Source organism: Pedobacter sp. MC2016-05, from assembly GCF_026239735.1.
In the GTDB taxonomy this organism is placed as follows: Bacteria; Bacteroidota; Bacteroidia; order Sphingobacteriales; family Sphingobacteriaceae; genus Pedobacter.
The window spans coordinates 35,668-58,378 of record NZ_JAPIVT010000013.1; the positions used below are offsets into that span (position 1 = coordinate 35,668).

A 22,711-nucleotide genomic window follows, 5' to 3' on the forward strand; every position below is an offset into this window, starting at 1 on the left:
GTTGAAAAAAGAGAACTTACCGGAAAAGACCTGCCCTACTTGCGAACGCCCATTTTCCTGGCGGAAAAAATGGAAGCTAAATTGGGATAATGTTATTTATTGCAGTTTGAAATGCAAAACACACAAAAAGAATAGAGATACGGAAGAGCGCTAATATTTACGCTCCACGAGAGGAAAGTAGAGCTATGCGATATTTAGTTTTTAAAGAAAAGATAAAATGTAAAGAAACACTTCATTGGTTTAATAGGCGATGAAACAGACTAAACCAATGATCACTTATCTTAATAGCCATCCATTTCGTCGTCGACGTAACAATACAGCCACCTTTCCCCAGGTTCTGAAGAAATTACGACAGGATGGCTTACCTTTTTGCAGTGTTGCGACATGTGTTGCATGGGTGAAGAATCGCAGCACAAAGTAACCCCACAGGTTTGGCAGGTACGTAAATGCACCCAATCACTTCCTATTTTGATGCATTCTTCGCAAGCGTATTCTTTAGCCACTTTAAGCGTTTTTATAGCCTTGATGTGTTGGCAAATTCCATTGTTTTCCATAGTTAAAGTTTTGATAAGTATTGATGAACTTGAGTAACAGCCATAGCGCCTTCACCTACTGCCGATGCCACTCGCTTTACAGAATTTACCCTGACATCGCCCGCCGCAAAAGATCCTGGTACGCTGGTTTCTAAATGATAAGGTAATCGATCCTGATTCCAGCAATTTTTATATTGCTCCAAGCTGACTACATCGTTCCCAGTGTACAAATAACCATTTTTGTCTCTACAAATCGCAGTTTCAGCAGCCCATTCTGTATTGGGTTTGCCACCTATACAAATGAAAAGCTTGGAGGTATCATGCCAGTTTTCGGTTCCTTGTTCACTATTTACAATTTTAATCCGTTGCAAATAATCATCCCCTTCAAGCGCTGTAACTTGCGAATGGTACAACACATGAATATTATTGATGCTGGCAATACGCTGAATCAAATAATCTGATAAGGTTTCGGCAAGATTTCCTTTTCTTATCACCATAAAAACACGTTTGGCGAAACCAGAGAAATAGGTTGCAGCTTGTCCGGCAGAATTTCCACCACCGATAATATAAAGATCTTTATCCTGACAAAAGAAGGCTTCACTTGCACCGGCCCCGTAATAAACCCCTTTATGGAAAAAACGATTTTCATCGGGAAGGTTTAACCTCGCATACTCTACTCCCGTTGCGCAAATATTGGTTTTAGCCACTAATTTTTCTCCAGAAGCAAAATCGACATGAATTTTATTATCGTAAAAAGTTCCTTTAATACCTTCCTTTAACAGCAAAATTTCCACGCCAAATTTCAATGCCTGTTGCCTTGCTCTTTCGGCAAGGTTCGCCCCAGAAATACCTTCTGGAAAACCGAGCTAATTCTCAATTAAAGAACTGGTACCCGCCTGCCCTCCAATAGCTTCACGCTCGATTAAAATAGTTTTTAAACCTTCGGATGCCGCATAAACTGCAGCACTTAAACCTGCAGGACCAGCGCCATATATTGACAAATCATACTCTGCATATTTCGGTTGGGTAATCCAGCCCAAATTACAGGCAATTTGCTCCAGCGTTGGATCGACAATTACCTTCCCATCAGGGAATTCAATTACCGGCAATTTATGTGGATTGTTATAAGAGGTAATACCTTGCCCCCAACCCAAATCATCATGTGTAATATCAAACCAATCGAAATCTACCACACTTCGCTTTAAAAAATCTCTTATCGGATAAATCTCAGGAGAATCGGGAATGCCGTATAATTTCAGTTTATTCATATGGTTAGCAAATCATTAAGATAAATTCTCCAAATATTTAAATTGTATGTCAATTTTTGAATTAAACCTATATTATTAAAACTCAGTGTTAAAATATCTGGTGTATAAATGATGTAGGGCGCTATCAATATTAGCTAAAAATTAAAAGCTATCCAAATCGACGAAATAATTAACCCCACAAATCTAAATATCAATAAAAAACACATCGTTTTAAGGCACCCCTTCTTTATTTTTACTAATTTTATTAAAAATCAGACTTATGAAGAAAATTTATTTAACGCTACTTTGTGCCATGATGGCTTTTTGTAGTCTCGCTCAAACCGGATCACAGAAGGAAGATATTATTAAAAAAATTAATGGTGATGAGCTTAAAGGAAGACTTATTCGTGTAACTGATAGTGATGTATCTTTTGTGTACACTGGAGAAACCGCAGAATACATCATCAAAAAATCAGATATCGCTCAAATTCTTCATTCCAGTGGGCGAACTGAAGTTATTTCACAGCAAATGCAACCCTCTCAAATCAGGCAGAACGACCAAATTACCATGGTTGCTAGCCCTGCAGATCACCATAACAAAATAGCGATTTTACCCTTCACATTTCTGGTGGATAACCAGCCCGGAGCTGATGCCATTGGTATGAAAGCGCAACAAGATACTTATGCTTTACTAAGCCAACATGCTGCTGGTTACACCATTCTTGATCCTCGGACAACAAATGCAAAACTTGTGCAGGCTGGAATTACCAAAGATTAAATGATTGGATTTACCATGAAAAATTTGGGCGATATTTTAGGGGTAGAATATATCATTGATGGTACAGTAGCACAGAACAAAGCTTATCAAACGAGTTATACGTCGACAAGTGACAATACGAGTGTGAAAAGAGATGATGATGATAAAATTAAGAAAGTTTCGACTTATGGCTCATCAAGTAGCAACGCCGCACAGCGATTTGATGTACGGGTAAGCCTTCAAATTTACATGGATAATAACGCTAGTATTTATAATGCAAACCATCAAGCGCTTTTTAGCAACACCGACGGATCTTATGGCGCACCCTTAGAATATTTGCTTAAAAGATGTCCGCTTTACAGAAAATAAATTCATAAAAATCATTGCAAAGGGTTTGTTCTTAACTGTACAAGCCCTTTTTTATTTTTCAAAAATATCAAAATATTTCGCCACTGGCATCTCGGCCAATTGTTATTTAGAATAATTAAAAATAATTTTCTAATCTCATTTTAATTTCTTTCTTTTGCGCCACCTAAGAATTAATCTAAATAAGATGTATAAAAAATTTACCCTATTTTTTACTTTGATAATGCTGGTTTTCTTGACAAGCGGAATAGTATCAGCACAATCAAAAAACGGATCGGTATCTGGCTCCGTAAAAACGAGTGATGGAAATCCGGCGGCTTTCGTAAGTGTTGGCCTAAAAAACACATCGAAAACAACGCAAAGCGATGAAAGCGGAAACTTCACTATCAAAAATGTAGCTCCAGGAAATTATACTATAAAAGTATCTGCTGTTGGCGTATCAGCTCAAGAAAAGCAAGTTTCAGTTACAGCTGGCGAAACAGCAACGGTATCTTTTTCTATTGCGGAATCGTCTTCGCAATTGAAAGAAGTGGCTATTAACGGATATAGAACACCCAATACAAAACCAGTAAACCTAGGTAAAATTGCAATTGCGCCAAGAGATCTGCCGCAGGCAGTTCAAATTATCGGCACACAAGTTATTGCCGATCAACAAGTAAATAGTTTGGGCGATGTAATGAAGAATATTAACGGAGTGGCGTTGGGTGCCAACCGTGGCTCGGTTGGAGAAAATTTTTATGCAAGAGGTTATAGTCTGGGTACGAACAATGTTTTTAAAAACGGTGCCAGAACTACCATTGGTGGAAGCCCTGAAGCCAGCACACTAGAATCAGTTGAAGTTTTAAAAGGTAGTGCTGCCTTATTGTATGGTGGCGTGAGTGGTGGTGCTGTGGTAAACATGGTAACTAAGAAACCTAAATTTGAATATGGTGGCGAGGTTCTGATGAGAACCGGAAGTTACAGTCAATATAAACCGACTGTTGATTTCTATGGTCCCATTTCAAAAAAATTAGCTTTCAGAGCCATTGGAACTTTTGAAGATGCCGGAAGCTTTAGAGATTTTGTAAAATCAAAACGCTTTTATGTCAACCCATCATTACTCTACAAGATAAGTGACAAAACTGAAGTATTGGTTCAGGGGGATTATTTAAAAAGCGATTATACTCCAGATTTTGGCGTAGGATCGGTAAACAGTCAGATTGTTGATTACGGAAGAGAAAAATTCATCAATACCCCTTGGGCTTATAACAAAACAAACACCGCTACGGCACAAGCTAACATATCCCATAAATTCAATGAGAACTGGAAGTTAAATGCTTTGGGATCATTTCAATCTTATAACCGCAACTACTATGGTGCAGAACGTATTCAGGCAAATGCTGCTGGTATCGCTTCGAGAAATTTGGCCCGAACAGTTAGTCAGGAATATACTTATAACCAACAAATCAATTTAAATGGTAGTTTCAACACTGGCCGTATTAAGCATACGCTATTAGTTGGTGTAGATGCAGATCAGTCTAGAGTAACCAACAACGCATTTGCGTACGGGAAAAACCCGAACGGAACAAACATCACCACATTTAATTATGGTAATGTAAACCTATTCGACCCTAATACTTATTTCGGCTCAGGCATTATGCCGGAGGCGTTCGCGGTAACACAAACATTAGCACCAGTTTACAGATATGGCGCGTTTGTACAGGATTTAATTGAGGTTACGGATCAATTTAAAGTGTTGGCTGGGGTTCGCTATACAGATCAAAAAACAGCAAGCTCACAGGCACTTAACCTGGAAACCGGTGCGGTAGTAGGTGGGGCCACTAAGTTTGATGATGCATTTTCTCCAAAATTTGGCTTAATTTATCAGCCACTGAAAACAACATCATTATATGTTAGCTATGCCAATAATTTTATTGCCAACTCAGGTATCGACATCAACAGCCAGGCTTTACCGCCATCAATGGTTGATCAATATGAAGCTGGTGTGAAAAATGATTTCTTTGGAGGTAAATTAACGGCCAACTTAACCTATTACAAAATCATCAATGGAAACATTTCACAAGCAGCAATTCTGCCTGATGGATCTACCAGTACAGTTTTCAGACAGTTAAATGGAGAAACCACAAGTGATGGCTTTGAAGCCGATATTACCGGAAATCTAGCAAAAGGATTAAACTTTCTAATGGGGTATAGCTACAATTATATGCGTTATACCAATACAGCCGACGCAACAGGAATGATTGAAGATGTGCGTTTGGTAGGAACAACAAAAAACACAGCTAATGCAACATTGTTTTACACTTTCCAAACTGGCGCTGTAAAAGGGTTGAAACTTGGAACATCTGCATTCTACACCGGAAGAAGAAATGGTGGATGGAACGATGCAAAAAATGCAACATCACTAAGATTAATTCCATTAAGCGCATTTACTACTTTAGATTTCTCTGCAGGATACAGCTGGAAAAAATTCTCACTTTTGGCCAAAATATCAAACATCACAAACGAGTTGAATTATTTCGTTCATGAGAATTATAGTGTTAACCCAATTGCACCACGTCAGTTCTTAACCACGCTTTCATATAAATTTTAGTTAAAACGATAGTCATAATCTAACCCTAAAGCCAAAAGCTTTGGGGTTTTTTATTTAAATAATTTTCATCAAAAATGGCGACAAATTGGCCAGATCAACGATCGTAACATTAACGCCTGAAACCCTTTATTTATTTAAAAAATATACTAACTTTGATTTAAGCTTAGTAATTGTACTTTGTACACTAAGCAGGTTAAAAAATCAACAAAAAATCAAATAGAAATGAGCATAATCGTTAATGTCCATGCCAGACAAATCCTCGATTCGAGAGGCAATCCAACAGTAGAAGTTGAAGTAGTTACAGAAGCAGGCGCGTTTGGCCGTGCGGCTGTACCAAGCGGTGCATCTACCGGGCAATATGAAGCTGTTGAATTACGTGATGGAGATAAATCTACCTATTTAGGTAAAGGTGTTTTAAAAGCTGTTGAAAATGTAAATACTAAAATTGCTACTGCTTTAAGAGGTGTTGATGTTTTCGAGCAAAACGCTATCGACAAATTAATGTTGGAGCTTGATGGTACTGAAAATAAAGGTAATTTAGGCGCTAATGCAATTTTAGGCGTCTCTTTAGCTGTTGCTAAAGCTGCTGCAGATGAAATTGGTCAGCCGTTATACCGCTACATTGGTGGCGTTAGTGCAAACACTTTGCCAATCCCAATGATGAATATCATCAATGGTGGTTCTCACTCTGATGCGCCGATCGCATTCCAGGAATTTATGATTATGCCAGTTGGCGCACCATCTTTCTCAGAGGCTTTACGTTGGGGAACTGAAGTTTTCCATAGCTTGAAGAAAATTCTTCACGATAGAGGTTTATCAACTGCTGTAGGTGATGAAGGTGGCTTCGCTCCTACTTTTGATGGTACTGAAGATGCAATTGAAACGGTTTTAAAAGCAATTGAAACGGCTGGTTACAAACCAGGTTCTCAAATTTGTTTGGCATTAGATTGCGCATCATCTGAATTTTACAAAGATGGTAAATACGATTATACTAAATTTGAAGGCGCTACTGGCGTAATTCGTTCAAGCGAAGAGCAAGCGCAATATCTAGCCGATCTTTCAGCAAAATATCCAATTATCTCTATTGAAGATGGTATGGATGAAAACGACTGGACGGGTTGGAAAAGCTTAACAGATAAAATTGGCGACCACGTACAATTGGTTGGTGATGATTTATTTGTTACAAACGTTACGCGTTTACAACGTGGTATCGACGAAGCTACTGCAAACTCAATCTTGGTAAAAGTAAACCAAATCGGTTCTTTAACCGAAACCATCAACGCAGTAACTTTGGCTCAAAACAACGGTTATACTTCAGTAATGAGTCACCGTTCTGGAGAAACTGAAGATGTCACCATTGCTGATTTAGCTGTTGCATTAAACTGCGGACAGATTAAAACAGGTTCTGCATCTCGTTCTGACAGGATTGCAAAATACAATCAATTATTACGTATTGAAGAAGAGTTAGGCGAAAACGCTCGTTTCATCGGTTCTAAATTCAAATACGCTAAGAAATAATATTCCGTCGGTTAAAACCGACGGCAATGAATTGTTAACAAGTTGAAAAACTTATATATAGAACATCCGGAGATTTAAAATCTTCGGATGTTTTTTTATACATTTACGTCATTGTGAGGTAGAAAGCAATCTCCCCAGTATAACAGATTGCATCGTGCCTTATATCACGATTTTTTCCAGAGAATTATGAAACGTTTAATAGACCTTTTCCGTAATAAATATTTCCTTGCAACGGCTGCTTTTGCGGTTTGGATGTTGTTTTTTGATAAAAACGACATGATGTCGCAGTACGAATACCGCAGTCAGGCGAATAAATTACAAGAAGAAAAGGCGTATTTCGAAAAAGAAACTGCTCAGGTTAAAAAAGATCTAAACGAACTGAGTACCAATCTAAATACCGCTGAAAAATTCGCCCGCGAAAAGTATTTCATGAAAAAAGATAACGAAGATGTTTTTGTTATTATTCGTGAGGAAAAGAAGGATTAACCTATACAACAACCAATGCGCACTTCTAAATTACTTGCCTCCGCTCTTGTCCTTATTATTTTATCTGCCAGCTGTAACTTTAGCCGAACCTACTTAAATCGGGAGGAAGATAAACAGGAGGCTGTTAAGGTTGTAGATCAGTTTTACGATCGGGTTGCCGAAGGCAAATATGAAGCTGTCGATGCGCTTTTTAGCTCAGAATTTTGGAAAGTTACTTCCAAAGAAAAACTTCATAATCTCTTAATTAAAAAGAGTGAAAAACTTGGCAAGCTTAATACTAAACTACTCACTAAGTGGGAAACTAAAAGAATTGAGAGCAGCAACCCCTCGTCAAATTATGCTTTGTTATATGACAATAAATATGATAAATTCGAAGCCAAAGAATCTTTTAGGTTGGTAATGGAAAAGAACCAGATTAAAATAATTGCCTTCAATATTAATTCAGACGCCTTTCTTCAATAATCTCCGAGAAAATTTCTACGGGGTATTGTAATTAAAATTTCTCCCGATATGCTCCACATTTTATATATCATCGCTATTACTGCCGAAGCCATGACCGCTGCGCTTTCTGCTGGCAGAAGAGATATGGATTGGGTTGGTGTTTGTATTATTGCCTGGGTTACGGCCTTGGGCGGTGGAACAGTTAGAAATGTATTGTTCGGTCATTATCCGATGAGTTGGGTTGAACATCCCGAATACCTGGTTATTACCGCTGCCGCTGCATTGCTTGCTGCATTCATCGCATCAGTAATGACGAAACTTAAAAAGCTATTTCTATACCTCGATGCAATGGGTTTGGTTGTGTTTACAATTATTGGTTGCCAGGTTGCACAGCAAATGCATTTGCCTTATCTAATCGTTTTATTCAGCGGAATGATTACAGGCTGTGCTGGCGGAGTACTGAGAGATGTGCTTTGTAATGAAGTTCCGTTTCTTTTCAGGAAAGAAATTTACGCAAGTGCGGCAATCGTTACTGGAGCAGTTTATATCGGCGTGGAACATTTCCATGGAAGTGAAATTCTAGCGACCATCCTTGCAGCTTTAATAGGTTTAACGCTCAGATTACTTTCGATAAAATATAAATGGCACATGCCCAAATTCGTATATAAGGAAGAATGGCACTAGTTTCAGTTTGTAATTGTCAGTTCTGAGTTAAAACAAGGCCCTCCAAATTTATGCAAAACTAAAGCAGCACAAGAGTGAATGAGATACCCAACTTTGTGGCCCTCTGCGCCCTTTCTTTGTGTACTTTGCGGTTCATTGACACCCAAAACTTCAAACTTCAAACGCTCAATTCAGAACTTATAATTCCCCATTTCTTTTCCTTAAAAACCACTCAACGCTTAGCAAAATCAGGATTAACCCAAATAACCATTTAAGATTAATGAGTTCGTCATACTTACGGTCTTCGTAGCTGATGGTTTTAATATTCTCGTTTTTCAGGATTTCATCGGCTATTTTTAATAAATCTGCTGGCATAAAAAGTCTACCATTACTTTGTTTTGAAATGGTATTCAGCAATTGGTGATTAGCTGTTGTTTGCTGATATTCTGCTATGAGCGCATTTACATAAAAACTTCCTGCAGCGGTAAATTTTTGACCGCCTAGTGAAGTACTCGCTACATAAGAATAATTCCCCGCAGGTATTGCTCCTGCATCGAGTAGATAGCCTTTGTCTGTTTTCGAGAAAACGTAGTTAAAAAGCTTTCCTGCATCATTTTTTATTTGCAAGTTCACTTCAGGCTCGTTTACAGGCTGATAACTTTCATTGTAAAGTGTTCCGTTGAATTGAATCGATTCATTTTCATCGTAGGCAGATTTAGATGTAAAAACTTTAAATCTTCTCTTATCATCCTTTACCGAAAGATATTGAACGGTTTGAGAAATTAAATTATTTATACTTGATTGTTCAATCTCATTTTCAGCGGCTGATAACTTCGATCGCCACAGGCCCTCACCCATTAAATAACCGGCTTTTAAACCATTGTCATTAGTAAAAAACAATAAGGGTTGTTGCGTACTCACCTTGCCTATGCGCTGATTAAATACTGGGGTTGCGCTTGCATTTACTGTCAATCTACCGAAAGGCATCAACAATGGGTCGAAACCCGAAAACTGCCTTTTATCTTCCTCTGATAAATTAAAGCTGGTAAAGCCATTTGCAAAATCTGGGTAAACCTCTTGAACAGAGCCGCTAGCAGCGCTTAAATTAACTTGATTCTGAAGTTGATTGAAAGCATTCACATTGCTTTGTGCACCTAAAATATACCATATTGGCTTCTTTAAAGCCGTCACTTTTTGCAAAAATGAAGCAGAAATATTCTGCGCATCCGGCAACTGATACAACACAATCAAATCAAATTTCGATGGATCTATCGCATTCAAATCATCCGCCAATGCGAGTTTAGCCTCGTAATGTTTGTTGAGAGAAATCGCTTCTCTTAAAACCCCCAGATCCGGATGCGGAGCTGCAGCAGCTAACAATACCTTTTGCCTGCCATCAATTACTTCTACATAGAACGTTTGTGAATTATTCTTCGTCGTAATTTCATTAGGCAGTGCACCAACCTGAACGGTATACTTTTGCACACCAATTTTACCCGCATGTAATTTAACAGAAACCGTTTTCACAAATGAATTTCCAGTAATTACAATACTTTGTTGCTCAACTTTAGCACCGTTTTGACTGACCGTTAAAGCCGTATTTTCTCGGTCGCTTTGGAACGCCTGCACCTGAACTTCTATCGTAAAATCATCGTCTAAATAAACAATATCATTATAGTTTACATTCGAAATTAAAATATCCCGTTTCGGAATGCTATCGCCCAAAGCAATGGTATATACTGGTGAATTGATCTGATTGATACTGTACAAAGGATTCCCGCCGTGGTTAAAAATCCCGTCCGTTGTCAGAATGATTGCTCCAACATTTCTGTTGGTATATTCATCTCTTATTTTTTGAAAAAAAGCACTTGCATCGGTTAGCTTCCCCTGGTTCTTAAAATTGAAATCGTCGCCAACAGAATCGCTGAAGTTGTAGGCTTTTACCTCATACTTGTCTGAAAGTTTATCGTAGAGGGCCTTTAGGTTTTGTTCGTATAATTTTTGGTCGAAACCAGCTGCTTTAACCTGGCCGACTGAAAGTGAATTATCTTGGCCGATAATGATGAGAGGCTTATCTAAATGGTAATTAAGTGTTTTGATTAAAGGCGCAAATAGTAGCCAGGCAATAGCGGCAACAGCAATAATTCTGACGGCAGTTAACCCATATTTCAGTTTTTTATCAAGATTTTTATTGCTCCGATATAGCAGCCAGGCATATAAAATCCCCAAACAGAGGCAACCTATGAAATACAAAATAGAAGTACCGGCAAAAAAACTGTTCATATTTTATAAAGATGCTAATTTTGTATTTAAGCGCAAAGGACGCAAAGAAACGGAAGACGATTTTTTTAAACAGAGGACCAAAGAATTACACAGAGTAGCACAAAGAAAAATTCAAGGTCTCACTTAGTGTGCTCTGTGCCTAGCATAAATTTAATATTTCTGTGTTCTCTGTGGTTAAATAACTAGCTTTAAACAAACCAAATTTCATGAAATTAATCTTTTTAACGTTTCTTTTATCCATCAGTATAATGGCCAATGCCCAAAACAATTTCAAAGCAACCCAAATTAAATTCGAACGAGTAGAAAAAGCCTACAACGAGAAATGGGGAACTTTAGAAAAATTCGTGAAAGCTGCTGATTTTGGCAATGATTTTTCCATGCTCATCAACGCCTATAAAGCCGAGGGAAAATTAGAAGTCTGGCTAAAATCTAAATCAGCCAAAAGCTATTCTTTATTCAGGACTTACGATTTCTGTGCGCATTCTGGTACTCTTGGTCCGAAAGTTATAGAAGGGGATGGACAAACACCCGAAGGCTTTTATTTCATCAGTGTTTTTAATCCGATGAGTAATTTTCATCTATCGCTCGGGGTTAATTATCCAAATGCGGTTGACTTAGCCAGGACAGGCAAAAATAGAAAAACTGGCGGCGACATTTACATCCATGGCAATTGCGTAACCGTGGGTTGTATTCCGCTTACGGATGAAAAGATTAAAGAAGTTTATGTTTTAGGTGTGGAGGCAAGGAATAACGGACAGGATAAAATTCCAGTTAATATTTATCCTTTTAAAATGACAAATGCCAATATGCAAAAGTATTCAGCTCAATTTCGTGCACAGCTTAGCTTTTGGAAAACCTTACAGCCAGGCTATTTAACTTTTGAGAAGCACAAAGATATGGCAGATGTTAAAGAAGTTAAAGGGAAGTATGTTTTAAGATAAAAGCTAAAAGGCGTAAGGCTTAAAGTAAAACCTACCTTAGGCCTATCAATATTTTTAATGGCTTCGGAAAAGAAAACCCGCTTGTTGGTCGAGATTTATAATCTCGATCGATTGATTTATAGATTAGTGATCCATATTGTTCGATGATTGAAAAGACGGATTTCAAATCCCGACTAACGAATACCAAACGGAAAATATTTGGTGAAATAGATTTATTTGGCTTTTTGAAGTCAAAAACCTGTTTTAACTTGTTTTCTACGTTGAATTAAATAAGTTATGGCAAATGTAGTTCCGGCTACTATTATCCCATCAGTTATAAAAGCTAAAACGATAAAATGATGTCTGCTGTCTGATGCAAAATATCTTTTACCGCCCGAATATTTATAAAAAGAGAAAGGGAAACCCATCAAGTTATTACCATCAGATGCACTATTAAAACTAAACGATAGTAGAAATATGAGTACGGTTACACCAAGACTAATTAAAATTCGTTTTCTCATAACCATCATAGAAACGCTTGGTGGTCGAAATTTACAAGCTCGATCGATTGAATTATGGATTTGTAATCCATATTTTTAGATGATTAAAAGAGGGATTGCAAATCCCGACTAGCGAGACTAATTAAAATTCTTTTTCTCATAGCCATCATATAAACTGTAAAAGGTGGAAGTAAACCCTCCACCTTAAACCTTTAAACCCTTTGCCTTTCTTTTACAGCATCCCGCCACAAACAGAAAGCGTTTGCCCGGTTACGTAAGCGCTCATATCCGATGCCAAGAACACACAAACATTTGCAATATCTTCCGTTTCACCAGCACGTTTTAATGGGATATCCTTCTCCCAACCAGCAACAACCGCAGGGTCTAAAACCTCAGTCATCTCGGTACGGATAAAACCTGGAGCAACCACGTTAGCACGAATATTTCTTGAACCTAATTCTTTAGCAACTGATTTTGTGAAACCGATAATTCCGGCTTTTGATGCCGCATAGTTCGCTTGTCCTGCGTTGCCAGTAATACCAACCACAGAACTCATATTGATAAAAACACCTTTACGGGCTTTCATCATTACTTTAGAAGCAGCTTTAGTTACATTGAAGATCGATTTTAAGTTGATGTTGATGACATCATCCCAATTCTCTTCGCTCATTCTCATTAATAAACCATCTTTGGTAATACCGGCATTATTTACAACAATGTCGATTGCTCCAAATTCGGCTACAATATCATTGATTAATTGTTCCGCCTGATCAAATTTTGATGCATCAGAACGGTAACCTTTTACTTTTGTGCCAAAGCTTTGCAGTTCTTGCTCCAAAGCCTCCCCTTTTTCTACTGATGATAAATATGTAAAAGCAACGTTAGCGCCTTGCTCTGCAAATTTTTCAGCTATTTTACGACCAATACCTTTCGATGCGCCTGTAATTAAAGCTGTTTTTCCTTCTAGTAATTTCATAACCCCTAAATCCCCTAAAGGGGACTTTTATATAATGTATAAAAATTTAAACTGTTGTAAAGTTAATACTTAAAACGAAATTGACTAATGACTTTCGATTTAAGACTAACGACTTAAACCGCTGGCTCCTGTTGACTCAAACAATGAAAACTGCCTAAGCCCCAAATAATATCTACTGAATTGATGCCAATTACCCTTCTGTCCGGGAAACAACCTTGAATAATATCCAATGCTTTTTGGTCATTCACATCATCGAAAATGGGAACAATTACAGCTGCATTTGCAATATAAAAATTAGCATAAGAAGCAGGCAATCGAGTATCCTCATAAATTACCGGCGATGGCATCGGAAGCTCCACAATGTTTAGCGAGCGACCATCTTTCAGTTTCATCGCCTTTAAAGCTTCCAGGTTTTCCTGCAACAGGAGATAGTTTTCATCCAGAGGATTGCTTTCTACAACCGTTAAAACAGTATCTTCATTCACGAAACGTGTGATATCATCAATATGACCGTCAGTATCATCGCCTACAATTCCATCACCTAACCATAAAACCTGCTCCTGTCCATAATACTCAAGCAGGTATTTTTCTATCTGCTCTTTAGTTAAATGCCGATTGCGATTTTCGTTGAGCAAACAAGCCGTTGTGGTTAAAATGGTTCCTGCACCATTAAATTCTACTGAACCACCTTCCATTACGATATCAGGAATAAATAAAGGCAAATTGAAATGTTTAGCAATTTTGCTTGGCACTACATCGTCCAAATCAAAAGGAGGATATTTTCCACCCCAGGCATTATAACCCCAATCTACTACCGCCTTTTCATTTCCATTAACCACAAATGCAGGTCCGTGGTCACGGCACCAGGCATCGTTCGTTTCATTGAAATAGAATTCAATCTGCGATAAATCTGCATCAAATTTTGTTAATTCAGCAACAGCAAAAGCTTTCATTTCCTCGTCCTTAACATTTATACGAACTATTTCGCCTTTTGCCACAGCTTTAATGAATTCACAGTATGGCTTGTAAATCGTTTCGATTTTTCCCGGCCAACTCGCCTCTTTATGCGGCCAGCTTAACCAGGTTGCTTCATGTTTCGCCCATTCGGCAGGAAAAACATAGCCCTGTTTTTTCGGAGAATAATCGAATTGATTGATATTTAAATGTTCTTTCGGTGGGAAATTTGACATTTCGTTTTGTCTTATAAATTAGAGGTGTCACATTGAGCTTGTCGAAATGTTATGTCCATCGACGGGCTCAGGATGACACCTAGGAATATAGGTTAAGCTTTGGCCTCTAACCTTTCAGCTTAATCGTTATCAATATATCTTTTCGTAATCGGCTGATAAGAGTCAATTCTCCTATCTCTCAAAAACGGCCAGTGTTTACGCATGAAATCACTTTGATCTAAATCCAGTTCCACCACTTCGGTTTCTTCCTGATCATGTGAAGCCAAATAAAGCAGCTTACCTTGTGCGTTTGTTGCAAAACTTCCTCCCCAGAATTTCATTCTGCCTTCCTGCTCAAAACCAACACGATTTACACTCACAACAGGAACGCCATTAGCTACTGAATGCGAACGTTGAATGGTTTGCCATGCATTATATTGGTCTCTATTGGTTTCTTCATCCTGTGTTGTATCCCAACCAATTGCTGTTGGATAAAACATAATATCAGCGCCCATCAAAGCAGTAATCCGTGATGCTTCTGGGTACCATTGATCCCAACAAATCAAGATACCAATTTTGCCAAACTTGGTTTCGAAAACCTTGTACCCTAAATCGCCTGGAGTAAAATAGAATTTTTCATAGTAAGCTGGATCATCAGGGATATGCATCTTACGGTATTTCCCCAAATATGAACCATCAGCATCCAAAACAGCGGTTGTATTGTGGTACAAACCTTCAGCACGTTTCTCAAATAAAGAAGCAATCACCACAACGCCAAGCTCCTTAGCCACCTCCTGTAAAGCATCAGTCGATGGTCCAGGAATTTTTTCAGCTAAATCGAAGTTGTCGTAATCTTCTACATCGCAGAAATATAAAGAAGTAAAAAGCTCTTGCAAGCATACGATTTGCGCACCTTTCGCGGCTGCCTCTCTTACTTTTACAATCGCTTTATCTAAATTTTCCTGCTTATCTTTAGTACAAGTCATTTGTACCAAGCCAACTTTTACTTTCTTCATTTCTTAAAATTATTGGATGAAAGAATGATAGAATGAATGAATTTGTAAAGCATTCAACCATTTCCCAAAGGGATGCCTTTGGCACAAAATTCCTTCACTCTAAATTAGGTTGCAAAGTTAATATTTTGTTTAAAAGTAGAAGGGCATAATTATGTAATTGTTTTCTGAAAAGCAGAGGCAGTATCGAAATCATCGTTGGTCGGGCTATCCGTTAAATCTTTTTTGTGATTGCTACACATTAACCTTGTCGAAGTGCAACAAAAAGGATATCACTCCTATCCCGTTTAGGTGGGGAATCTTTTGCTACTATCTTGGGTTGCATAGCGTGTAAATGTGGCTGAAGCCTTTAAAAATTCTACATTATTCATGCAGCTAAAGCAGCCTGCAATGAACAGTCAATCTAATAGCCACATCGCATTACATTGCCGTTCGGCTTCAGCGAATGGATAATTAGAAAGGCCTCGATTTTCAGCGAGGCCTTTCACCTTTAAAATAAAATTAAGAATTAATGTTATCCCTTTTAGGTATCGGTTTTGTTTCTACAACTCCGGCAACCGCTATCACCTCTTTTCGTTGTTGCGGGTCCATTAGCTCCATTAACTTCAAGCCTAATAAACCATCCATTGCTGAGCCGCCATTATTACCCCCATTTCCACCAATCAACACATCAGGAATTAGCTTTACATTACCTTTAGATAATTCTTCGGTAATTTTATAACGCGTAAAGTTTTCGCCACCCAAAGCCTTAACAGCTAATTCATAGGCTTCGGCCGTAGATTTACCGATAGCTAAAATTTTACCAGCTTCGGCTCCACCTGTTAAAGAAATTTGTTCAGCTTCTGCCGAAGCCCTTAACTTAATCGCTTCAGAATCTGCTTGCGCCCTTGCTTTTGTTGCTTCGGCTTCGGCATGTGCTCTCATTTTGGTTGCTTCTGCTTCTGCACCAACAGCTAATTTCACACCAGCTGCATCACCTTCCGATTTTTTAACCGTTGCACTTGCGGTACGCTCGGCAATCTCCACACTTTGTTGCGCCTTAACAATATCCTTTTGCATATCAGCAATAGCAGTTTCTTTTTCCATTCCCTGACGTGTTTCCTGTGCTTGCTTCTGGGTTTCATAAGTTACCTTTTGTTCTTCTGCAATTTTACGGTCAGTTAAGGTTTTCATCAACGATTCTGGTGGAACAATGTCGCCAATCAGCGTATCAACTGCGTTTACATTATATTCATCAAGCACTTTTCGGATATGTTCTTTTGCAGATTCTTGACGCTCTTTACGCGTACTTAAGAAAGCGATCACATCGCTTCCCTGTGCCGAGTTACGGAAATAGTTACCAATAGTTGGTTCCAAAACCTGCGAAACCAAGTTTACCATGTTACCAAAACGGGCAATTACCTTTGGCGCTTCAGTTGTTGGAACGTGAATAATTTGAGCCACATCCAAATTGAAGGGAAAACCGTCTTTGGAACGTACTGTAATGGTAGATAAATTTTTATCCAAATTATGTGCTTCACTTCTTGCAGATGCCCAGTTTAAAACCAGGTTTGTTGTAGGCACTAATTCCACTTTCATAATGTACTTGTTAATTGGATATTTACCTGGGCCAAGTGGTTCTAGCCAAACCCCTTTCGAACCTTTCCCAACAATGTTACCATGTTTAAAATCGGCACCGGTTAAATCGTTTCCATCGGTACCAATAAAGGAGATCACCACGCCTACATAGCCAATCGCGATTTCAGTCATCGGAATTTCCTCCAATTGAATAGCCCAAGGATTAAGGTTGTAAGAACCTGCCAAAATTACTTGTGGCTGTAAACCCCTATTTCCTCCAGCTTTTATAAAATTATCAAAGTTCTGGAAATTGTTATGTCCTTCTACTAATTTACCAGCAATCTGGTTGGCTTCAATCGGCAAACCATCAAGTGTTGTTACAATACCTACCATACTTTCCTGAATACGAATCATATCGGTAACCGAAACTTGAAAAAGCATCGTGTTGATACGATAAGAGCCAGAAGTGATGTACGAAGTCTGCCGACCTCGCTGCCCGCCGTTCTCCAGGAACTTTACAGCATCCTGAAAATTATCAGATTCTACTCTTTGTCCGAGGATATTTCCGGTGGGAATTTCCGAACCATCTTTGGCCATGATTAAACCAATTTTACCTTCTGGAATGATGGTAAATTGTTCCATAGTTACGCTGTACTGCCAAAACCACATTCCAAAATATAATCCAGGCGCTAATGTTTTACCCTGGAAACCCGCTTCGCCTTTTACGGCAATGATGCGCCCGTCGGGCAGTTCTCTGTCTGAACCAAATAGCACGAATTTTTTGGTAATTAACCCGATTCTATCTTCGGGAACAATGACCATCCCAAATAAGAAACGCAAAATGTATTTGTATAAAACGATGCACAACAGTGCCACTAAAACCCACCAGTAATTAGAAATGAGCGCTTCCATAATAATATGTATTTTCTATTTTTTCTGTTGATAAACCATTTATCAGCTAGCATATTGTTATCAAAAGGAGTGCACTATTTGCAAAAAACACTCAATCCGAGAATATATATTTCTTTCCATTTTAAGGGCTCAGATCTGATTTGAGATAGTGCATTGATAAAATACCACCTGAACTTGACATTTCGGAAAATGACCGAATAGACAAAAGAAAAAGAGTCAAAAATTAAGGTTTAGATATGGAGTGATTTGTTCCAATGAAAACCTGGCAGAACTTAAATTTTTCTTACTTTAAGCTGTCCTATTTCAGACCTTGTGATTTGACTAATAAAATAGACAGTTTACTTTTGTTGGGGGTTACGTATTTACTTAAGTAAGATAAACCCGATTGAATGGATGCCATTTTTTTTCTAAATGGCAGCAACAAAAGCGGGGCTGATATAGCCAAAAGTGCAGAACATTGCTTTTCAAAAAAATCGAAGCAGATGGAATTTAGTATACACAGATGCTTTTAAGATTTCGCAATTTAATTACACTCCTATCTCTTCCCTGTACTCCTGTTGTAACTCGAAAAGGCATTTAGCGCATAAACAACCATCGTATAACTCGGAGATGTATTGAACTTCGTTAATGCTCAATTGCACCACGCTACACTGACATTTAGTGTATGAGTTTGCCTTGCATTCAATAGCCGTTCCGCATCTTTCGCAGGGAATGATTTCGTGTTTGCTATGTTTTTGGGTGTTCATTGGTTCAGTGGTCAATAGTTCATTGGTATTTGGCGCATTACAGTAATGAACCATTGACAGATGAACTATTAAACTAAAAACCAAAAGTAAGGACAAAAAATAAGGTTTTGAGCGTTTGCCCAAAACCTTACGATATTATTAGATTCATTATCCTGAACTTATTTCAGGAAATATTCAAACAGATGCTGAAATAAATTCAGCAAGACGATCGTTTTAAAAGTCCCCCTTAGGGGATTTAGGGGTTTAACCTGAACAGCTAATGCAGCCTTCTTCCATTGAACAAACTGGTCCGTCAACGATTTCTTCTGCAACCTGGTCTTGAGTCATTTCAGCAGGAATAACTGCTTCAATTGCTTTACCACCTTGGTTCTCTACAGTAAATTTAACTGCTTGAGATGCTGCTTGAGTACGTAAGTAATACATACCAGTTTTCAAACCTTTCTCCCATGCATAGAAGTGCATTGAAGTTAATTTCGAAGTATTTGGTGCATTTACGAACAAGTTCAATGATTGTGATTGACAGATATATGCGCCACGATCTGCAGCCATATCGATGATGTTACGCATCTTGATCTCCCAAACAGTTTTGTACAATTCTTTAATATAATCAGGAATAGCAGCAATACCTTGGATTGAACCGTTAGCCAATATGATTTGGTTTTTCATATCGTTGTTCCACAAACCTAGGGCTACTAAGTCTTTCAATAAGTGTTTGTTCACCACTACGAACTCTCCACTTAATACACGGCGGGTGTAAATGTTAGAAGTATATGGCTCGAAACATTCGTTGTTACCTAGAATTTGAGAAGTAGATGCTGTTGGCATTGGCGCAACCAATAAAGAGTTGTATACACCATCTTTAACTACTTTCTTGCGTAAAGCATCCCAATCCCATCTTCCGCTATCTGGTGTTACGTTCCATAAATCAAATTGGAATTTACCTTTTGATAATGGCGAACCTTCAAAAGTTTGGTAAGGGCCGTGTTTCACCGCTAAATCGTTAGAAGCTGTCATCGATGCGAAATAAATCGTTTCGAAAATATCTTTGTTTAAACGTTTTGCCTCATCACTTTCGAAAGGTAAACGCAATAAAATAAACGCATCGGCTAAACCTTGAACACCTAAACCAACCGGACGGTGACGCATGTTTGAATTTTCAGCTTCTTGCACCGGGTAATAGTTATGGTCGATGATTTTATTCAGGTTTAAAGTAGCCTGATAAGTTACATCGTATAATTTTTGGTGATCGAAAGCGCCATTGATTACAAAACGTGGTAAAGCTAATGATGCCAGGTTACAAACCGCAACCTCATCTTTAGAAGTGTACTCAATAATCTCCGTACATAAGTTAGAAGACTTGATTGTACCGAGGTTTTGTTGGTTAGATTTGCTGTTCGCTGCATCTTTAAACAACATATAAGGTGTACCTGTCTCAATTTGAGAATCTAAAATAGCAAACCAAAGTTCTTGAGCTTTAATCGTTTTACGTCCACGGCCTTCAGCTTCATATTTCGCATAAAGATCTTCAAATTCTTTACCAAAACAATCTGCTAAACCTGGAGCTTCGTGTGGGCAGAATAATGTCCAATCACCATTGTCTTTAACACGTTGCATAAACAAATCGTTAATCCAAAGCGCATAGAATAAATCACGGGCGCGCATTTCTTCTTTACCGTGGTTTTTACGTAAGTCTAAGAATTCGAAAACATCTGCATGCCATGGTTCTAAATAAATAGCGAAAGCACCTTTACGTTTACCTCCACCCTGATCTACATAACGGGCAGTATCGTTAAATACACGTAACATTGGAATGATACCGTTACTCGTACCATTTGTACCGCCAATATATGAACCTGTTGCACGGATGTTGTGGATGCTTAAACCAATACCACCAGCACTTTGAGAAATTTTAGCGGTTTGTTTTAATGTATCATAAATCCCCTCGATGCTGTCATCTTGCATAGTTAACAAGAAACATGAAGACATTTGGGGTTTAGGTGTAGCGGCGTTGAATAAAGTTGGAGTAGCATGTGTAAACCAACGCTCACTCATTAAGTTATACGTTTTAATTGCACTCTCAATATCCTCTTTATGGATACCAACAGAAACACGCATGAATAAGTGTTGCGGACGCTCAACAATTTTACCGTTCACTTTTAAAAGGTATGATTTTTCCAGCGTTTTGAAACCGAAATAGTCGAAACCAAAATCACGGTCGTAAATGATAGAGCTATCTAAAATATCTTTGTTTTTTTCGATAATTTCGTACACATCATCAGCGATAAGCGGAGCCGCTTTCTGCGCTTTCGGGTCGAAATATTCGTACAACATTTTCATCGTACCCGAGAATGACTTGGTAGTGTTCTTATGCAAGTTAGAAACCGCGATACGCGAAGCTAACAAAGCATAATCAGGATGTTTCGTAGTCAACGATGCGGCAGTTTCCGCAGCAAGGTTATCCAACTCTGATGTAGTTACACCATCATATAAACCTTCGATTACCTTTTTGGCAACATCGATTGGGTCTACAAGGTCTGAATTTAAACTATAACACAGCTTTTGAATACGGGCTGTGATTTTGTCAAATTGCACCGCCTCTTTGCGGCCATCTCTTTTTAGTACGAACATAATTTATGAGATTTTTCTTTAATGATTGAATGAGTGAGTTTTGAATGAGTGATTTTCTTATCAACCTTTCGAACCAACTCGTAATGTTTTATTTATTTTTCCGAATGATAAAAGAGCATTCTATCATTCTTTAATTCAAAATTTTAACTAAAAGTCTTCGTCTAAAGAAAACGCTTGTTTATTGTTATCAGCAGAAGTTAACACACCACTTTTCTGGTAATCGCCAACACGTTTTTCGAAGAAATTGGTTTTACCCTGCAATGAAATCATTTCCATAAAATCGAAAGGATTGGTTGCATTATAGATTTTTTTATAACCCAATTCCTGTAACCATCTGTCGGCAACAAACTCGATGTATTGGCTCATCAACTTCGCATTCATCCCGATTAAAGCAACCGGTAATGCATCGGTAATAAATTCTTTTTCAATTTCAACCGCATCGCTGATGATAGAATGAACTTGCTCTTCACTCAATTTATTGCTTAACATGCTATACAACAAGCAAGCAAATTCGCAGTGCGAACCTTCATCTCTAGAAATTAACTCGTTACTGAAAGTTAATCCAGGCATTAAACCACGTTTTTTCAACCAGAAGATAGAACAAAAACTTCCGCTGAAGAAAATACCTTCAACAGCAGCAAACGCTACCAAACGCTCAGCGAAAGTTCCGTTTTCAATCCAGCGAAGCGCCCATTCTGCCTTTCTCTTTACTGCCGGAACAGTATCAATAGCATGGAATAAGCGATCTTTTTCTTCCGGATCTTTGATATAAGTGTCAATTAATAAAGCATAGGTTTCGGCATGGATGTTTTCCATCATAATCTGGAAACCATAAAAACAACGAGCTTCTGGCAACTGCACTTCACTCATGAAGTTTACCGCCAGGTTTTCGTTAACAATACCATCACTAGCAGAAAAGAAAGCAAGGATATGAGAAATGAAATGTCTTTCGCCATCATTTAAACTATCCCAGTGCTTTTGGTCATCAGAAAGATCGATCTCTTCTGCTGTCCAGAAACTAGCTTCGGTCTTTTTATACATCTCCCAAATTGCCGGGTATTTAATCGGCAAAAGCACAAATCTATCTTTGTTTTCTTGTAGTAATAATTCCTGTTCCATATCTGATACTTTAATATTTTATTCCATTTAGTTAGAGCCGACAAAACCACGCATCCACCAATTTATATAGTGATTGAAATGTTTTGTCTTAAAACTCTAGTGTAAGTGCTAACCCTTGGCGAATGACAAACAACAGAGTCTTTAGTCGGGAAAATTTAGATTTGTTATCAGAGTGATACACCTGTAAATTACTAAAAACTAAGCTTTTATATTTGTTTTCAAACGCAAGAAGTTAAAGAACTTTGTTATAACAAATATATACACCGGGGGGCTTTTTTGTGAACCAA

Annotated in this window: 21 protein-coding genes; 9 read left to right on the top strand and 12 right to left on the bottom strand. The window is 38.2% G+C overall.

The features are described 5' to 3' along the window. Position 1: 1 nt before the first annotated feature. Positions 2–154 carry a DUF2256 domain-containing protein gene (locus OQZ33_RS24360; protein WP_265800107.1) on the top strand — a complete coding sequence of 51 codons (153 nt, stop codon included), beginning with the start codon at positions 2–4 and terminating at the stop codon, positions 152–154. A gap of 127 nt (positions 155–281) precedes the next feature. On the opposite strand, the gene OQZ33_RS24365 is transcribed toward OQZ33_RS24360, so the two are convergent. Genes OQZ33_RS24365 through OQZ33_RS16005 form a run of 3 tightly spaced genes read right to left on the bottom strand, consistent with a single transcriptional unit; the run spans position 282 to position 1,801 of the window. Further along, positions 282–554: a UBP-type zinc finger domain-containing protein gene (locus tag OQZ33_RS24365; protein ID WP_265800108.1), complete on the bottom strand. Its 273-nt coding sequence runs from the start codon at positions 552–554 to the stop codon at positions 282–284. A 2-nt stretch (positions 555–556) separates the two neighbouring features. Beyond that, complete coding sequence (locus OQZ33_RS16000; protein ID WP_265800109.1) at positions 557–1,339, bottom strand: NAD(P)/FAD-dependent oxidoreductase; 783 nt, start codon at positions 1,337–1,339, stop codon at positions 557–559. A gap of 60 nt (positions 1,340–1,399) precedes the next feature. Beyond that, positions 1,400–1,801 carry an FAD-dependent oxidoreductase gene (locus tag OQZ33_RS16005; RefSeq protein ID WP_265800110.1) on the bottom strand — a complete coding sequence of 134 codons (402 nt, stop codon included), beginning with the start codon at positions 1,799–1,801 and terminating at the stop codon, positions 1,400–1,402. Positions 1,802–2,060: 259 nt separating this feature from the next. On the opposite strand from OQZ33_RS16005, the gene OQZ33_RS16010 reads away from it, so the two are divergent. From OQZ33_RS16010 to OQZ33_RS16040, 7 genes are all read left to right on the top strand, one after another. Further along, the gene (locus tag OQZ33_RS16010) at positions 2,061–2,558 is read left to right on the top strand and encodes a hypothetical protein (protein ID WP_265800111.1); all 498 of its coding nucleotides are present in this window, start codon (positions 2,061–2,063) and stop codon (positions 2,556–2,558) included. Further along, positions 2,559–2,906, top strand: a complete 348-nt coding sequence (locus OQZ33_RS16015; RefSeq protein WP_265800112.1) for a hypothetical protein — start codon at positions 2,559–2,561, stop codon at positions 2,904–2,906. It begins immediately after the preceding gene. A 184-nt stretch (positions 2,907–3,090) separates the two neighbouring features. Further along, positions 3,091–5,493: a TonB-dependent receptor gene (locus OQZ33_RS16020; protein WP_265800113.1), complete on the top strand. Its 2,403-nt coding sequence runs from the start codon at positions 3,091–3,093 to the stop codon at positions 5,491–5,493. 222 nt (positions 5,494–5,715) lie between these two features. Further along, the gene (gene eno / locus OQZ33_RS16025; RefSeq protein ID WP_265800114.1) at positions 5,716–7,011 is read left to right on the top strand and encodes a phosphopyruvate hydratase; all 1,296 of its coding nucleotides are present in this window, start codon (positions 5,716–5,718) and stop codon (positions 7,009–7,011) included. A gap of 186 nt (positions 7,012–7,197) precedes the next feature. Further along, on the top strand, positions 7,198–7,497 hold the full coding sequence (locus OQZ33_RS16030) for an FtsB family cell division protein (RefSeq protein ID WP_265800115.1): 300 nt from the start codon (positions 7,198–7,200) through the stop codon (positions 7,495–7,497). Positions 7,498–7,512: 15 nt separating this feature from the next. After that, positions 7,513–7,959 (top strand): hypothetical protein, encoded by a 447-nt coding sequence (locus tag OQZ33_RS16035; protein ID WP_265800116.1) that lies wholly within the window; start codon positions 7,513–7,515, stop codon positions 7,957–7,959. Between the two features lie 48 nt (positions 7,960–8,007). After that, complete coding sequence (locus OQZ33_RS16040) at positions 8,008–8,622, top strand: trimeric intracellular cation channel family protein (protein ID WP_265800117.1); 615 nt, start codon at positions 8,008–8,010, stop codon at positions 8,620–8,622. Between the two features lie 177 nt (positions 8,623–8,799). Here the strand turns inward: OQZ33_RS16040 and OQZ33_RS16045 are convergent, their stop codons facing one another. Beyond that, the gene (locus OQZ33_RS16045; protein ID WP_265800119.1) at positions 8,800–10,884 is read right to left on the bottom strand and encodes a hypothetical protein; all 2,085 of its coding nucleotides are present in this window, start codon (positions 10,882–10,884) and stop codon (positions 8,800–8,802) included. Between the two features lie 206 nt (positions 10,885–11,090). Here OQZ33_RS16045 and OQZ33_RS16050 point away from each other — a divergent pair, with 206 nt between their 5' ends. Further along, positions 11,091–11,825 carry a L,D-transpeptidase family protein gene (locus tag OQZ33_RS16050; RefSeq protein WP_265800120.1) on the top strand — a complete coding sequence of 245 codons (735 nt, stop codon included), beginning with the start codon at positions 11,091–11,093 and terminating at the stop codon, positions 11,823–11,825. A gap of 230 nt (positions 11,826–12,055) precedes the next feature. Here the strand turns inward: OQZ33_RS16050 and OQZ33_RS16055 are convergent, their stop codons facing one another. From OQZ33_RS16055 to OQZ33_RS16090, 8 genes are all read right to left on the bottom strand, one after another. After that, the gene (locus tag OQZ33_RS16055) at positions 12,056–12,325 is read right to left on the bottom strand and encodes a hypothetical protein (protein ID WP_265800121.1); all 270 of its coding nucleotides are present in this window, start codon (positions 12,323–12,325) and stop codon (positions 12,056–12,058) included. A gap of 211 nt (positions 12,326–12,536) precedes the next feature. Then, positions 12,537–13,280, bottom strand: coding sequence for a 3-oxoacyl-[acyl-carrier-protein] reductase (gene fabG, locus OQZ33_RS16060; protein WP_265800122.1), 744 nt, complete (start codon positions 13,278–13,280; stop codon positions 12,537–12,539). 113 nt (positions 13,281–13,393) lie between these two features. Further along, positions 13,394–14,470, bottom strand: a complete 1,077-nt coding sequence (locus OQZ33_RS16065; RefSeq protein ID WP_265800123.1) for an agmatine deiminase family protein — start codon at positions 14,468–14,470, stop codon at positions 13,394–13,396. Positions 14,471–14,589: 119 nt separating this feature from the next. Next, positions 14,590–15,465: a carbon-nitrogen hydrolase gene (locus OQZ33_RS16070; RefSeq protein WP_265800124.1), complete on the bottom strand. Its 876-nt coding sequence runs from the start codon at positions 15,463–15,465 to the stop codon at positions 14,590–14,592. Positions 15,466–15,963: 498 nt separating this feature from the next. Beyond that, positions 15,964–17,931 carry an SPFH domain-containing protein gene (locus OQZ33_RS16075; protein WP_265800126.1) on the bottom strand — a complete coding sequence of 656 codons (1,968 nt, stop codon included), beginning with the start codon at positions 17,929–17,931 and terminating at the stop codon, positions 15,964–15,966. Between the two features lie 527 nt (positions 17,932–18,458). Beyond that, the gene (locus tag OQZ33_RS24370) at positions 18,459–18,731 is read right to left on the bottom strand and encodes a cysteine-rich CWC family protein (RefSeq protein WP_323670581.1); all 273 of its coding nucleotides are present in this window, start codon (positions 18,729–18,731) and stop codon (positions 18,459–18,461) included. A 189-nt stretch (positions 18,732–18,920) separates the two neighbouring features. Then, the gene (locus OQZ33_RS16085; RefSeq protein ID WP_265800127.1) at positions 18,921–21,305 is read right to left on the bottom strand and encodes a ribonucleoside-diphosphate reductase subunit alpha; all 2,385 of its coding nucleotides are present in this window, start codon (positions 21,303–21,305) and stop codon (positions 18,921–18,923) included. A 147-nt stretch (positions 21,306–21,452) separates the two neighbouring features. After that, on the bottom strand, positions 21,453–22,424 hold the full coding sequence (locus OQZ33_RS16090; RefSeq protein WP_056848724.1) for a ribonucleoside-diphosphate reductase small subunit: 972 nt from the start codon (positions 22,422–22,424) through the stop codon (positions 21,453–21,455). Positions 22,425–22,711 lie beyond the last annotated feature (287 nt).